Source organism: Microbacterium sp. MF43 (assembly GCF_012847295.1).
In the GTDB taxonomy this organism is placed as follows: domain Bacteria; phylum Actinomycetota; class Actinomycetes; order Actinomycetales; family Microbacteriaceae; genus Microbacterium.
In genome coordinates, this window is the sequence record NZ_JABBDY010000004.1 from 209,178 (window position 1) to 223,561 (window position 14,384).

The 14,384-nt window shown below is 70.2% G+C and carries 11 protein-coding genes; 4 read left to right on the forward strand and 7 right to left on the reverse strand.

Going from position 1 to position 14,384, the window contains the following annotated elements; translation table 11 throughout:
• Window positions 1–17: 17 nt before the first annotated feature.
• Window positions 18–683 (reverse strand): TetR/AcrR family transcriptional regulator, encoded by a 666-nt coding sequence (locus HF323_RS12995; RefSeq protein ID WP_169583026.1) that lies wholly within the window; start codon window positions 681–683, stop codon window positions 18–20.
• Window positions 684–754: 71 nt separating this feature from the next.
• Between HF323_RS12995 and HF323_RS13000 the strand changes: the two genes are divergently transcribed.
• A complete protein-coding gene (locus tag HF323_RS13000; RefSeq protein WP_188241712.1) occupies window positions 755–1,660 on the forward strand; it encodes an alpha/beta hydrolase in 906 nt (301 codons plus the stop codon).
• Between the two features lie 2 nt (window positions 1,661–1,662).
• On the opposite strand, the gene HF323_RS13005 is transcribed toward HF323_RS13000, so the two are convergent.
• Window positions 1,663–3,807: an intein-containing Rv2578c family radical SAM protein gene (locus HF323_RS13005; protein ID WP_169583028.1), complete on the reverse strand. Its 2,145-nt coding sequence runs from the start codon at window positions 3,805–3,807 to the stop codon at window positions 1,663–1,665.
• A gap of 119 nt (window positions 3,808–3,926) precedes the next feature.
• On the opposite strand from HF323_RS13005, the gene HF323_RS15755 reads away from it, so the two are divergent.
• Window positions 3,927–5,072, forward strand: coding sequence for a M15 family metallopeptidase (locus HF323_RS15755; protein WP_169583029.1), 1,146 nt, complete (start codon window positions 3,927–3,929; stop codon window positions 5,070–5,072).
• Window positions 5,073–5,247: 175 nt separating this feature from the next.
• A complete protein-coding gene (locus HF323_RS13015; RefSeq protein WP_169583030.1) occupies window positions 5,248–6,411 on the forward strand; it encodes an acyl-CoA dehydrogenase family protein in 1,164 nt (387 codons plus the stop codon).
• A gap of 67 nt (window positions 6,412–6,478) precedes the next feature.
• On the opposite strand, the gene HF323_RS13020 is transcribed toward HF323_RS13015, so the two are convergent.
• The 5 genes from HF323_RS13020 to HF323_RS13040 all read right to left on the reverse strand — a co-directional run bounded on the left by HF323_RS13020 (window position 6,479) and on the right by HF323_RS13040 (window position 11,202).
• Window positions 6,479–7,045, reverse strand: a complete 567-nt coding sequence (locus HF323_RS13020) for an ECF transporter S component (RefSeq protein ID WP_169583031.1) — start codon at window positions 7,043–7,045, stop codon at window positions 6,479–6,481.
• Window positions 7,042–7,917 carry a siderophore-interacting protein gene (locus HF323_RS13025; RefSeq protein WP_169583032.1) on the reverse strand — a complete coding sequence of 292 codons (876 nt, stop codon included), beginning with the start codon at window positions 7,915–7,917 and terminating at the stop codon, window positions 7,042–7,044. The genes HF323_RS13020 and HF323_RS13025 overlap by 4 nt, the downstream gene beginning before the upstream one ends.
• A gap of 30 nt (window positions 7,918–7,947) precedes the next feature.
• The gene (locus HF323_RS13030) at window positions 7,948–8,727 is read right to left on the reverse strand and encodes an energy-coupling factor transporter transmembrane component T (RefSeq protein ID WP_169583308.1); all 780 of its coding nucleotides are present in this window, start codon (window positions 8,725–8,727) and stop codon (window positions 7,948–7,950) included.
• A gap of 56 nt (window positions 8,728–8,783) precedes the next feature.
• Window positions 8,784–10,577, reverse strand: coding sequence for an energy-coupling factor transporter ATPase (locus HF323_RS13035; RefSeq protein WP_169583033.1), 1,794 nt, complete (start codon window positions 10,575–10,577; stop codon window positions 8,784–8,786).
• Between the two features lie 73 nt (window positions 10,578–10,650).
• Window positions 10,651–11,202, reverse strand: coding sequence for an ECF transporter S component (locus HF323_RS13040; protein WP_169583034.1), 552 nt, complete (start codon window positions 11,200–11,202; stop codon window positions 10,651–10,653).
• A gap of 141 nt (window positions 11,203–11,343) precedes the next feature.
• Here HF323_RS13040 and HF323_RS13045 point away from each other — a divergent pair, with 141 nt between their 5' ends.
• Complete coding sequence (locus tag HF323_RS13045) at window positions 11,344–14,352, forward strand: S8 family serine peptidase (protein WP_169583035.1); 3,009 nt, start codon at window positions 11,344–11,346, stop codon at window positions 14,350–14,352.
• Window positions 14,353–14,384: the final 32 nt, after the last annotated feature.

The following is a 14,384-nucleotide window of genomic DNA, read 5'->3' on the forward strand; positions in this document are numbered from 1 at the left end:
TGAGGAGGTGAGCCGGCTCAGGCGGCGGTGGCCGTGCGCGTGATGGACGCGACCATGTCAGGGTCGCCGCCGAGGTCGAGCAGTCGTGAGCGCAAAGCCACGGCGGCGCGATCGTACGGCTCGGTGCTCGCATGCAGCAGCGACCGGGTGTTCGCGGCCTCGAGGAACGAGACGATCTCGAACGTGAGCTGTCGGGCCTCCTCGAGCCGGGGGAGCTCGCCTGCGGCCATGGCGTATTCGATGGAGATCGTCAGGTAGTCCTCCCACGCCGTCGAGGCGGCGACGACCGCGTCCCGCACCGGACCCGGCTTCGCGTCGTATTCGACGGATGTCGCGGCGAAGAAGCAGCCACCGCGGAAGACGCGCTCGTCGGAGTACTCCAGCCACGCCGAGATCAGGGCAACCAGGCGGTCGAGTCCACGTTCCGAGCGGGCCCGGGCGGGTGCGATGACGCGATCGACGAACACCTCGCGAGCCGCCGCGATCGTCGCCAGCTGCAGCTGCTCCTTCGAGCCGAACAGCGTTGCGATACCGCTCTTGCTATGACCAGAGGCATCCGCCAGCCGGCCGATCGTGAGGCCCTCCAGACCGTCGACGGACGCGGCATCGATCGCGTGCGCCAGGACCACCCGCCGCGACTCATCGCCGCGGACGCGGCGGCCATCGCGAACCTCTTGTGCCATGGGACGAGGTTACCGTACGATCGTTCGTATTCATACGCACGATCGTTCGTATAGATAGGATGGTGGCTTCAATGGACGTGGCGCTCTCGATCGCCGGATCCTCCGTACGCGCGCTGGGAGCCCTGTCGCCCGGGTTGGCGGCGACGGCGGCCTTGCCGCTGTTCGCTCGCGTCGCCCGGCCGCGTCCCGTGGCCGACCACGACATCCCGACGATGGATCGCGCTCGCCGCTCGACCGTGCGCGTCGCGGGGGTGCGCGGGCGCGGCGTCGATGTGGTCACGTATGCGTGGGGCGGTGGTGGTCGCGGCACGATCGCGCTCGCCCACGGCTGGGATGGGCGCGCGAGTCAATTCGCCACCCTCGTGCGGGAGCTCGTGGCCGAGGACTTTCGCGTCGTCGCCTTCGACGCACCCGCGCACGGCGATACGCTCGCGCGGGGCACCTATCTGATCGACTGGACCGACATCCTCACCGAACTGCAAGGGCGGTACGGCACCCTCGCTGCGGTGGTCGGCCACTCCTTCGGCGGGCTGGCCGCGCTGGTCGCGGCCGGCCACGGACTGGATGTCGCGCGGGTGGTCAGCATCGCCGCGCCAGCAGAGGCCGACTCGCTTCTGTCGCAGTTCCAGTCGATGCTGCGCGTGGCCGACCCGACCGCCGAGGCGCTGCGCCGCGCGTTCGCATCCCGGTACTTCCCCGGCGAGCGCGACCCGTTCGCACGGTTGTCGCCGCTGCGCCATCCCGTGGGGACGACTGTCGGGATGATGCTGGTGCACGACGAGCGCGACCGGGTGGTTCCTGTCAACGAGGTGCGGCGGCTCGCGGACGCACATCCGCACGCGCGAGTGCTTCTCACGGGCGGTTTCGGTCACAATCGCGTGCTCTCGGCGGACCCGGTGCTGGACGCGATCCTCGAATTCGTCGACGGACCGGTCGCCCTGCCGTCGACGACGAGTGCGGTCGCTCGCCCGGCCTGACCTCAGAAGAGCCGGGGCTCGGGCACCACGGGTCCGGCCGACACCGCGCGCGAGGCGGCTGCTCGACCGCGCGACGTGACGACGACGCCGGCCGTCCGCGCCTCCGCGCGCGCCGCAAGACCCGAGACCGGCGTGTCGCGGGGGTGGTCGTCCTCGGCCCGCCCATCGAGACCGTGCACGCGGAGGAGCGGACGCACTCTCTTCGCGAGCCAGGCACGGTAGGCCTTGGGAGCCGTCGTGGACGCGCCCGGGTACAGCCCGAGGTACGACGACACGAGCTCGGGATGCTCCCGCTGCAGCCACTGCATGAACCACTGCTTGGCGCCGGGTCGCAGGTGCAGTGCCCCGTAGATCACCCGCACCGCACCGGCGGCCTTGATGCGCGTGAGCGCGTCGTCGATGGCCGCGACGGAGTCGGTGAGGTGGGGGATGATCGGCATGAGGAACACCGTCACGCGGAAGCCGGCGTCGGCCGCCGCCCGAACGGTCTCGAGGCGCGCGGTGGCAGTAGGGGTGCCGGGCTCGATGAGGTGCTGCAGGGCGTCGTCGAAGACGGCGATCGACATGGCAAGCGTCACATCGACCTGCTTCGCCGCCTCCGTGAGAAGTGGCAGGTCTCGCCTCAGCAGCGTGCCCTTCGTGAGGATCGAGAACGGTGTGCCCGACTCGGTGAGCGCGCCGATGATCCCCGGCATCAGGCGATAGCGGCCCTCCGCGCGCTGGTAGGGATCGGTGTTGGTGCCGAGCATGACCGGCTCGTGGACCCAGCTGCCGCGGCGCAGCTCTTTCTCGAGCACCTCGGCCACGTTGATCTTGACGATGACCTGAGAGTCGAAGTCCCGCCCCGAGTCGAGCTCGAGGTACTCGTGCGTGCCCCGCGCGAAGCAATTGTGGCTGATCACGCCATTGGCAACGAAGTCGCCGGTGGTGGTCGTGATGTCGATCATGTCGATCGTCTCGCCGACGTCCTCGATCGCGACCACTCGAAGAGGTGCGGTCGTCTTGACGGCAGCTCCGACCAGGTTCAGCTTGCGTGTGATCGCGGGTTGCGTCAGATCGAAGAACCGGCGCCGCGCGAGCAGGCCTCCGAGTAGGCGAATCGAGACCACCCCGTTCTCGCGGGCCGGTTCGGTCACGTATTCGAATCCATGCGCGCGCAGCGATCGAGCGATCGTGAGCAGCATGTGCTGATCTTTGTTGCTGATGCGCAGGATGCCCCGGCTGCAGCTGCCCTCCGCGTCGAAGACTCCTGACAGGAAGCCCCGAGACCACTCCGACGAGGGGTCCACCGGCCACTGGATGATGGAGCTGATGACCTCGTGATCGGCGGCGCGGGATGAGTGGATCGCATCGATCTGACGCCGCGTGGCGGAGGCGGGCGAGAATGCGTGCTCGCGAAGTGTCACTCCGGCGGCCGTGAGGTAGGCATGCGACCGGTCGAGCGCCTCTCGGTCTGCCAGCGCCAGTCGGAACCTGTGTGCTGTGTACGTCCCTCCCCGCGCGCGTCGGTACTCCCGCTTCAGCATCATGCCGTCGCCGCGGATCATCCCGCTGAGATAACCCACGCGGAAGTCGGTGGTCTCCTCAGGAACTGGCCCCGCCCCAGCGGTGCCGTAGCCGAGCAGGCGGTTGTTCGTTGTGAGGATCGGGCGCTGTCCACCCGACTCGGAGGGTTGGACGAACTTCCATCCACGCTCGGTCAGGAAGCGATGGTCGCCGCTCGCGACGACCTCCGTTCCGTCACTGAGCCGCACCCGATACGCCCGTTTGCGCGTCGCCCAGGTCGCACCGACGGTCGCGGTCACGTATCTGCGATAGGCGCCCTCGCGGCGCGTTCCCACCACCGCATCGCCGACGGTGATCTCGCGCAGGGGTTTCGTGCGCCCGTCAGCCATGAGGATGGCCGTATCGGGGTGGAGGCAATAGACACAGGCGTGACTGCATCCGCGGTAGGGGTTCACGGTCCAGTCGAACGGCATCGCGGACGCGCTGGGCACATGGTTGAGCGCGGTCCGTGCGAGGACTTCGTGAAAGGTCACGTCAGCGAACTCGGGCGTCGTCACAGAGCGGACGAGGCCGTTCAGATGCTCGAGGCCGGGGAGGGCCGCGGCATCCGCCACACCCAGTTCCTGACCCTGCCACCGCATGCAACCATGGGAACAGATGTTCGAGAGACTGTCAAGACCGAGTCGGCCTATCTTCGAATCTCGTCCGATGCGAGCACCGGCTTTTGCGCGGCGCGCCCGCGGGGGCCAGAATGGCACGCGTGACGGCCTCCGGCCCACCCGAGACCCCGGTGACTCGTCGCGCCGCCCGAGCCCTGCGCGAAGAGGCCGATGGGCGTGCCCGCGACACGCGCTCGGATGACGCGCGCGCCTTCTCCCCGTTCGTGCTGCCCGACGACCTCGTCGGCCCCGACATGCGGCCGGCCTCGCTCGCGCGACCGGGGGGCCCGCCTGCCGGGGTCTTCGCCCCGCGGCATGCGGGTAGACGCCGCCTCACGCGGGCGGGCGTCGTCGGCGTGATCGCCGTCGCGGGGGTGCTCCTCGCCGGGTCGACGGCCGCGGTGACGGCTCTCGTGTCGGGCGCGCAGCCCGCAGCCGTCGCCGCGACGGCGCCCGTGCTGGAGCCGCCGCCGAACGTGGACCGCCTGCCGGTGCCGCGGGTCGAGCAGAAGCCGGTCTCCAACGACATCTGCGCGAAGCCCGACGTCATCGCCGCGCTCGAGGCGCACGACGACGCGGGCGCCATCCTCGCCGCGGGCGGGGGCGAGGCGTTCCGCGCCGCTGTCGCCGCGGGAGCCGCGTCGTGCGTCGACCTCGACGACCCCACCCGGCTGTGGGTCGTGGTCAACAAGCACCGTCAGTACGTCCCGATCGACTACTGGCCCGCCGGCCTGATGTTCCCCGACGGCGTTCGCAGCCTCGAGGGAGGATCGCTGCGGTCCGATGCCTCGGCCGCCATGACCGCGATGGTGACGGCTGCCCGTGAGGCCGGCGTCGGGGAGATCGCTCTGCTGAGCGCGTTCCGGTCGTACCCGTCGCAAGAGGACACCTACGGGCGGCACGTAGCCGCGCGCGGCCAAGAGGGCGCCGACCAGGTCAGCGCCCGGCCAGGGTACAGCGAGCATCAGTCCGGCCTCGCCGGCGACGTGGTCCCGTGCGCCGGCACGTGCGGCTCCCTCGATGACCTCGCCGGCTCGCCACAGGGCGACTGGGTCGCCGCGCACTCGTGGGAGTACGGGTGGATCGTGCGGTACGCCGACGGGGCGACGGATGTGACCGGATACCTGCCCGAGCCGTGGCACCTTCGCTATATCGGCCCCGAGCTCGCCCGCACGTATCACGACGGCGCCTGGACGTCGCTCGAGGCGTTCTTCGGCCTGGAGGCGGCCCCGAACTACGTCGAGTGACGGCGGCTGGAGGCATCCCACAACGTCCGACACTGAGTGCCAGCTTTCTTCGGATCCGATCTCACATCGACGTGGTTCCGCCGTCGCGGGCCCCTAGGATTCGAGGGGGCAGCGCCGGGCGGCAATCGCATCCGACCGCCGTGGCGCGCCACTCGAAGACGAGAAGGAGGCGCGCATGGAGCGTGACATCTACGACGAGGACCACGAGGCGTTTCGCGACGTCGTCAAGGAGTTCATCAAGCGCTACGCGAGCGACGACAAGCGCAAGCAGTGGGACCGCGACGGCGAGATCGACCGCGCCACGATGCTCGCGGCCGGTGAGGCCGGCATCATCGGCCTGTCGGTTCCCGAGGAGTTCGGCGGTGCCGGGATGCTCCAGGACTACCGCTTCCGCTCGATCGTCCTGGAAGAGACGATCGGCGCGGGCCTCGGATCGCTCGCTGGAGCGCTGGGCATCCAGGATGACCTCGCCGTGCCCTACATCGTTCACATGGGCACGCAGGAGCAGAAGGAGAAGTGGCTACCCGGCATGGCGACCGGCGAGATCCTCGGAGCTCTCGCGATGACCGAGCCCGGCGCCGGCTCCGACCTGCGCGGAATCAAGACGACCGCGAAGAAGGTGGAGGGCGGCTACATCGTCAACGGCGCCAAGACCTTCATCTCCTCCGGCAAGACCGCCGACATGGTGGTCACCTTCGTCAAGACCGGCGAGGGCAACCGTCCCGACGCCTTCAGCCTGCTGATCCTCGAGGACGGCATGGAGGGCTTCGACCACGGCAAGAAGCTCGAGAAGATGGGCTTCCACGGTTGGGACACCGCCGAGCTCTCGTTCAGCGATGTCTTCGTGCCCGAGGCGAACCTCATCGGCGGCAAGGAGGGTCTCGGATTCATCCAGCTCATGATGAACCTGCCCCTCGAGCGCCTGTCGATCGGCGTGGCCGCTGCCGCCGCAGGCGAGGCCGCCTTCGTCTGGACCCGCGAGTACGTGCTCAGCCGTGAGGCGTTCGGCCAGTCGATCGCCGACTTCCAGAACACGCGGTTCAAGCTCGCCGACATGGCCACGACCGTCGACGTGATGTGGACCTACGTCGACCGCGCCATGAAGCTGTACAAGGAGGAGAAGCTCACGGCCGAGGAGGCGGCGAAGGTCAAGTTCTGGACCACCGACCGCGAGGCCGAGCTGCTCGACATCGGCGTGCAGCTTCACGGCGGCTACGGCTACATCACCGAGTACCCGATCGCCCGCGCCTACCTCGACGCCCGCGTGCACCGCATCTACGGCGGCACGAACGAGATCATGCGCGACCTCGTCGCGCGCCAGATCGTCGGCAAGCGGTAGCGTTCCGCGGTTCCGGATGCCGCGGCCCCCGTCTCTCGGAGATGGTCGGGCCGCGGCATCCGTCGTCTCAGGCGTCGCGCCCGACGACGGCCGGGCGCCGGCGGGCGACCTTTGCGACGCCTGCGCGCTTCAGGCGGTCGGCGATCAGGATGCCGAGCCAGGCGCCCGCCGCCGCGGAGAGAAGCGTGGCGGCGATGTAGGCGACCAGCACCCACGCGGCGAAGGCCGTCATGTCGGCGGCGAGCACCGTCCACGCCGAGTACAGCACGGCGCCGGCGATGCTGCCCGCGTAGAGCAGCCAGGCCGACCAGCGCCGGTACAGCGTCACCAGGAAGGGCAGTTCGATCACCGCGGCGAACATGAGGTTCGTGACGATGATCGCCGGGCCGGTGACCGACAGCGGAGTGGCGACGATCCCCGAGATCAATCCGGTGAGCAGTGCCGCCCCCGGCCGCTCGAGGAGGCGCATCGCCAGGACGTAGCCGATCACCCACGCCGCGTAGGTCAGTGCGGACAGCGGGGGCGCGGACACGTAGAGGGCCGTCGAGAGCGCGGTCGCCGGGATCACGAGCAGGCCCGTCGCCACCCCGATCGCGGCGCAGGTAAGCAGGTACGCGGTCGTGATCCGGCTCATGCGGAGGCCTCGCTCGTCGCGAGGTGCGCCTTCGGGGTGGGGGATGCCGCGCCCACGCGCCAGTATCCGCAGAAGCTGACCGCGTCCTTGGCGACGCCGCACTCGTTCACGAGGTAGCGGCGGCCCTCGGTCGGCAGGGCCTGCTCGCCGACGAGGTACGCGTGGAACGGGGCATCCGGAATCGACGCCTCGCGAAGGGCCTGCAGGGCGAGCGTGCCCGGCTTGACATCGTGGTCGCGCACGAGCCACCGCACCTCGACGCCCGTCGGGCGGTCGAAGCCGAGCGCATCCTCGGCAGTCGGCACCTCGACGATCGCGAGACCGGACGCGTGCGGGGGCAGCGACCCGCAGATCCCGGCGATGGCGGGCAGGCCGGTCTCGTCGCCGACCAGCAGGACGCGGTCGATGCCGCGCTGCGGGTTGAAGGCGAGCCCTTCGTCGATGATGACGACGCTCTCGCCCGGCTCGCAGGTCTCGGCCCACCGGGAGGCGGGACCCGCGGTCCCGTCCTCGGCGGAGCCGTGCAGCACGAAGTCGACGTCGAGCTCGGCACCGCTCTGCGCTGTGGCGGGGCGGAAGGCTCGCACGGTGTAGTTGCGCATGACCGGCCGCACGCCGTCGGGGATGCGCAGATACCGCAGGTAGCCGATGAGCTTGTTGGCCTTGGCGGGGAGGCGATCCAGCCCTTCGTCTCCGCCGAGCGGGAGGAAGAGGCGGAACCACTGGTCGAAGCCCATCGGCCGGAACTGCTCGATCTCACCCCCGCCCAGGGTCACCCGCATCCAGTGCGGTGACAGCCGCTCGCGTCGCAGCACCGTCAGGTGCACGAGTCCCTGCGTCTCGGGCTTCACGAGCTTGCTGGCGCCGGCCATGGATCCTCCGTCGGTGCGAGGTGAGGGGGCTCAGAGGCCCCAGGGGAAGCAGAAGGTGAAGATCGCCGCCGAGACCGCCCACAGCAGCAGGATGAAGACGGCATCGCGGGCGCGGAACGGCACCAGGTGGCGTTCGGTGCGGTCGGGGTAGGCGCCGAACGCGCGGGCATCCATCGCCAGGGCGACGCGCTCGGCGTGACGGATCGCGCCCGCCATGAGCGGCACGACGTAGCCGAACCACCGCGCGATCGCGGCGAACGGTCCGCGCCCGCCGTGCGCGCCGCGCACCCGGTGCGCCTGCCGGATGACATCGAGTTCGTGACCGAACCGCGGAACGAAGCGGAACGCCGCGAGGGCCGTATAGCCGATGCGGTACGGCACGCGCAGCTGCTGCACCGTCGCCCGGACCAGGTCGGGGCCGGTCGTCGAGACGCCCGCGATCAACGTGAGGGCGACGATCGCGGCGATCCGCGCGCCGGTGGCGAGGCCGACGGACAGCGCGCCGCCGTACAGGGTCCACGAACCGAGCTGCAACACGATGACCGACTGATCGACCCGCGCGGGATCGGTCCAGAGCGAGAAGCCGACACCGATCACGATCGCGCCGACCGGCAGCGCGGCCAGCATCGCCGCCAGACCGGCCGAGAACCTGACCCCCACGAGGAGGATCGCATAGCTCAGCACGAGGAACGCGATCGGCGTCGCGAGGTCGCGCACGAAGACCAGGAGCACGATCGCCGGCAGCGGTGCCGCGATCTTCGCCAGCGGATTGAGGGCGTACAGGAACCGCGCCGGTGAGGACGGCGCCATCCCGGCATACGGATCGAAGGGCGCCCGGATGCCCTGGGCGGCGGTGAGGCGTCCGGTCATGCCGATGCCTCCGCCGGCAGATCGCCGATGCGGGCGACGGTCGAAAGGAAGGGGTGCGACGTCAGACCGCGCAGCGCGCGGCGCAGCGGCGGCAGCCGAAGGCCCGCCCGTTCGATCAGGGCGTCGTCGGCGAAGACCTCGGAGGTGGGGGCGGCGGCCAGGACCCGCCCGTCGGCGAGCACGATCGTGCGGTGCGCGTGATCGGTGACGAGCTGCATGTCGTGGGTCACCACCACGACGGTCGTGCCCTCGGAATTGAGCTCGTCGAGCAGGCCCAGCAGCTCGTCGGCCCGCGCACGGTCCTGACCGAAGGTGGGCTCGTCGAGGACCAGCACGGATGCCCCCGTCACGAGTGCGGTCCCGACCGACAGCCGGCGCTTCTGGCCGCCGGAGAGCAGGAACGGGTGCGCGTCGGCGCGCGTCTCGAGTCCGAACCGGCGCAGCAGGGTGATCGTCCGCTCGCGGACCTCGGTCTCGGGCAGGTGCTGACGCCGGAGGCCGTGGGCGATCTCGTCGAACACCGTGTGCGCGATGAACTGGTGCTCGGGGTTCTGGAACACGAACCCGATCCGGCGCGCGAGCGTGCGCGCATCGGTGCGCCCCACGTCGCGCCCGTCGACGCGCACCGTGCCGCGGGGAGGCGGCACCACGCCGGCGAGCGCCTGGATCAGCGTGGTCTTGCCCGCGCCGTTGGTGCCGACGACGGCGACGAACTCGCCGGCCGCGATGTCGAGGTCGATGCCGTGCAGCACCTCGGTGCGCCCCCGACGGACGGTGAGGCCGCGGACGCTGATCAGGGGGGCGGATGCCTCGGCGCGGGCATCGTGGGCGGCACGCTGTTCGGCGGCGGTCCTCGTGCCTGCGGTGACGGCCGGGGAGCGCGGCGCCGGGGCATCCGTCGCCTCCAGTGCCGATCGCAGCTCATCGGGCGTGAGAGGGAGCGGGTCGAGGGTGTAGCCGGCGCGACGCAGTCGCAGCGCGGCGAGGGTGGACACCGGCAGCCACACCCCCATGTCGTGGAGCTCGTCGGCCCGCCCGCGCAGCACGGCGTCGACCGTTCCGTCCATCGAGAGGCATCCATCGTGATCGAGCACGACGACCCGATCGACGAATCCCACGGCGGCATCCAGGTTGTGCTCCACGAGGAGGATCGCGCGATCACCGTCGGCCACGACGCCGGCGAGTGCCTCGTAGACGTCTTCGATGCCGGCCGGGTCGAGGTTGGCGGTCGGCTCGTCGAGCACCAGGAGCGGCGAGCCCATGGCGAGTGCGCACGCGATCGCGAGGCGCTGGCGCCCGCCCCCCGAGAGGCGATCGGGATTCTCGGAACGCCGCTCCCACAGGCCGACCCGTCGCAGCGCGGTCTCGGCCCGGGCGAGCACGTCGGCCGCAGGAATCCGCAGGTTCTCGGGACCGAAGGCGACCTCGTCGAGCACGGTGCCGGTGACGAGCTGCGCGTCGGGGTCCTGGAACACCATCGCGACGTGCGTGCTGAGCTCGGCCACGGTTGCGGCGCTCGTGTCGAGTCCGGCGACGTGCACCGAACCGGTCAGCGCCGCGGGGACGGCGTGGGGGATCAGTCCGTTCAGCGCGAGGGTCAGGGTCGACTTCCCCGAGCCGCTCGGTCCGAGCAGCAGCACGACCTCGCCGGGGGCGAGGTCGAAGGTGACGGATGCCGGTGCCGCCGTGCTCTCGCCGTCGTGGGTGACTCCCAGGCCGCGCACGCGCACCGGGAGCGCGTCGCGGTCCGCCGCGAGCGCGGCGGAAGGGTCGCGCTCGGGTGCGGTCACGGATCTTCCTCGGGAGAGTACTAAGTCTCTCCTAACTTAGCCGACCCTTACCTGGGCGGAGAAGTCGATGACGCTAGGCGCCGCGCTGACGCGGGACGCCGGCACGGCGCAGCGCCCGTCCGATCGCGAGGCCGATGGCGGTCCAGAGCACCGGACCGAGCACGAAGAGGGCGACGTAGACGACCTGTCCCCACAGCGCGAAGCGTGCGATGTCGGCGGCGAACCAGATGACGGCGGCGATGACCACGCCGATGATCACGGACGACAGGAAGAACCGCCACGGCTCCCAGCGACGGTAGCGCGACACGGCGGCGATGAGCTCCTGCAGCCCGCCGATCAGGAGCGCGGTGCCGACGTAGCGCCCGATCCAGACCGGAGTGACCGCGCTGGCGACGAGCGCGGCGACGAGATGCGTGATCAGCGCCACCCACGGCGCGCGGAGCAGCTCCTGCGCGATGACTCCCGGCAGCACGTGCACACCGAGGACGAGGCCGTAGACGATCGGCGCGAAGGCGACGACGAAGCCGCTGGAGACCCCCGCGATCGCCTGCAGAATGCCCGCTGCGACGCCGATCGCGGCGCACGTGAGCAGAACGCTCGTCGAGATTCGGGACGGGTTGGCCACATGCCCAGCGTACTGGCGAGCGACTCCGCGATTCTCACATATTCCTCATCTGCGACGGGTGTTGCGGAAGTTACGTTTGAGCCTGTTGCGCCTCGAAGACGCGGCGCAACATCACTCCTGTACACCTAGATGGGGGCCCTGATGGGTAGATCCTCCGTGCGGGCAGCCGCGGTCGTCACACTCGCCGCACTGTTCACCGGCACAGCAGCAACCGCAAGCTTCGGTGCAGCTCCGGAGGAGGTGAGAACCCCCATTCCGATCGATTCTCCGGCCGGCCGCTACATCGTCCTGCTCAAGGACGCACCGCTGGCCACCTACGAAGGCGGCGAGAGCGGCATCGCGCGCACGAAGCCCGCGAAGGGCAAGCAGCTCGACGCCCACTCCGCGAACTCGCAGAAGTACGTCGCGCACCTCAAGAAGCAGCAGAAGGACGTCGCCGCCGAGGCCGGCGTCGAGCCGGCCACGACGTATCAGGTCACGCTGAACGGCTTCAGCGCCGACCTCAGCGGCGCCGAGGTCGCCAAGCTGCGCGGCAGCAAGGATGTGCTCGCGGTATACCCCGACGAGGTGTACCACCCGACCGCAACGCCGTCGACCGAGTTCCTCGGGCTCGGCAGCGGCGACAAGGGCACCGGCGGCGTCTGGGATGCTGTCGGCGGTGTGAAGGAAGCCGGCAAGGGCATCGTCGTCGGTGTGATCGACACCGGCATCGCCGCCGACAACCCGTCCTTCGCCGGGGCACCCCTGAAGAAGAAGCCGGGCGCCGAGCCGTACACGGTCAACGGCGACACCATCGTCTTCGACAAGGCCGACGGCGGCCAGTTCCGCAGCGCCATCGAGATCGGTCAGGGCTGGAACAAGCTCGACTACAACACCAAGCTCATCGGCGCGCGTCACTTCAGCGAAGGCGCCGCCGCCGCCGGGTTCGACTTCACCTACGACTACCTGTCCCCGCTCGACGGCGACGGCCACGGCTCCCACACCGCGAGCACCGCAGCCGGAAACTTCGGCGTCCAGGCATCCGTCGAAGGCGTCGACTTCGGCAAGATCTCGGGCGTCGCCCCGGCCGCCAAGGTCGCTTCGTACAAGGCGTGCTACGTCGGCCCGGACGACCTCGTGACCTCGGACGACATCTGCGCAGGCAGCGACCTCCTCGCCGCGATCGACCGGGCGGTTGCAGACGGCGTCGACGTCATCAACTACTCGATCGGCGGCGGGGCGGCCACGACGGTCCTGCAGGCCGACGACATCGCGTTCTTCAACGCGGCCGCGGCAGGCGTCTATGTCGCCGTCAGCGCCGGCAACGACGGACCGGGTGCGTCCACGGCGGACCACGCGGCGCCGTGGTACACGACCGTCGCCGCGTCGACCGTTCCGACGTACGAGGGAACGGTTCAGCTGCCGAACGGATTCGAGGAGGCCGGGGCGTCGGTCACCGTGCCGTTCGGTCAGACGATCAGCGGTCCCGTGGTCTATGCGGGTGACGCGGCGGCCGCAGGCGCCGCGCCCGCCGAGGCGGCGCTCTGCTTCCTCGACACCCTCGACCCGGCCAAGATCGCCGGGAAGATCGTGGTGTGCGACCGCGGCACCAACGCGCGCGTCGAGAAGTCGCAGGCGGTCGCCGAGGCCGGCGGCACGGGCATGATCCTCGTGAACGTCACGGCGGGTTCGCTCGACAACGACTTCCACTCCGTTCCCACCGTGCACCTCAACGCCGAGCACCGCACCGCGCTGCTCGACTACGTGCGCAACACGGCCGGTGCCACCGCGACCCTCGTGGGCGACAACGTGACCGGTGAGGAGACGCCGACCCCCGTGGTCGCCGGCTTCTCCAGCCGCGGACCGATGCTCGCCGACGGCAGCGATGTCATCAAGCCCGATGTGACCGCACCGGGTGTGGCGATCCTCGCCGCCACCCACAACGGTCCGAAGGAGGCCGCGACGTTCGGCTTCAAGTCGGGCACCTCGATGTCGTCGCCGCACGTCGCCGGACTGGGCGCGCTCTACCTCGGTGAGAAGCCCAACGCGACTCCCGCCGAGATCAAGTCCGCCCTCATGACGACGGCATACGACTCGAAGAACGGCGACGGCTCGACCAACACCGATCCGTTCGCGCAGGGTGCCGGACACGTCGACCCCACGAAGTACTTCGACGCCGGACTGCTGTACCTCAACGGCCCGGAGAACTGGGCCTCGTACCTGCAGGGTCTCGACCTCTTCGACTTCGGCGTGGAGCCGACCGACGCGAGCGACCTCAACCTCGCTTCGATCGGCATCGGTTCGCTCGCGGGTCCGCAGACCGTGACGCGGTCGGTCACCTCGACTAAGGCGGGCACCTTCACTGCATCCGCTTCGGTTCCCGGCATCGACGTCACCGTCGAACCCAGCACCCTCACCTTCGCGAAGGCCGGTGAGACGAAGTCCTTCACGGTCACGCTCGCCAAGGGCGACGCGGATGTCGAGGCGTGGTCGACGGGTTCGCTCACGTGGACCGGCGCCGGCTCGACCGTGCGCTCGCCCATCGCGGTGTTCCCCGTGACCGCCGACGCCCCGGCCTCGGTGGAGGGCAGCGGCGCGGCCGGAAGCGTCGACGTCGAGTTCACGCCCGGCGTCACCGGCGACCTCGCCCTGAACCTGGCGGGTCTCGCCAAGGAGCAGGTGCTGGTCGACGGCGACGAGACCACGGGCGAGGCCGAGGACGGCTACAGCTACTACGTGGTCGAGGTCGAGGAGGGTGCCGAGCTCGCCCGCTTCGCCCTGGACTCGTCGGACGACAGCGGGTCGGACCTCGACCTGTTCGTCTACCGCGTGGTCGGCCCCGAGGACTGGCGCTACTACGAGACCTGGACGTCCGCGTCGGCCGCTGCCGACGAGTCCGTCCAGCTCGAGGCGCCCACCGCCGGCTACTACCTGGTCGAGGCGCACGTGTACTCGCACACCGCGCCGTTCACGTGGCAGGGCACCAGCGCCGTCGTGATGCCCGCCGGTGACGGCTCGCTCACTGCGACGCCCAACCCGGTCGCGGCGACGGAGAGCGTTCCGACCGAGTACACCGTGTCGTGGTCGGGGCTCGAGGCCGGCAGCTACCTGGGCGTCGTCCGCTATGGCGACTCGCAGGTGCGCACCGTGCTCTCGGTCGACGTGCCGTAACGGTTGCACAGGCGAAGGGCGTCCGGGCTTCG

Coding starts and splice junctions, on each gene's coding strand:
- HF323_RS13005 (WP_169583028.1), bottom strand. CDS start 3,807: ATGCGGTGGCAGGGTCAGGAACTGGGTGTGGCGGATGCCGCGGCCCTC.
- HF323_RS13015 (WP_169583030.1), top strand. CDS start 5,248: ATGGAGCGTGACATCTACGACGAGGACCACGAGGCGTTTCGCGACGTC.
- HF323_RS13030 (WP_169583308.1), bottom strand. CDS start 8,727: ATGGCGCCGTCCTCACCGGCGCGGTTCCTGTACGCCCTCAATCCGCTG.
- HF323_RS13000 (WP_188241712.1), top strand. CDS start 755: ATGGACGTGGCGCTCTCGATCGCCGGATCCTCCGTACGCGCGCTGGGA.
- HF323_RS13020 (WP_169583031.1), bottom strand. CDS start 7,045: ATGAGCCGGATCACGACCGCGTACCTGCTTACCTGCGCCGCGATCGGG.
- HF323_RS12995 (WP_169583026.1), bottom strand. CDS start 683: ATGGCACAAGAGGTTCGCGATGGCCGCCGCGTCCGCGGCGATGAGTCG.
- HF323_RS13045 (WP_169583035.1), top strand. CDS start 11,344: ATGGGTAGATCCTCCGTGCGGGCAGCCGCGGTCGTCACACTCGCCGCA.
- HF323_RS13025 (WP_169583032.1), bottom strand. CDS start 7,917: ATGGCCGGCGCCAGCAAGCTCGTGAAGCCCGAGACGCAGGGACTCGTG.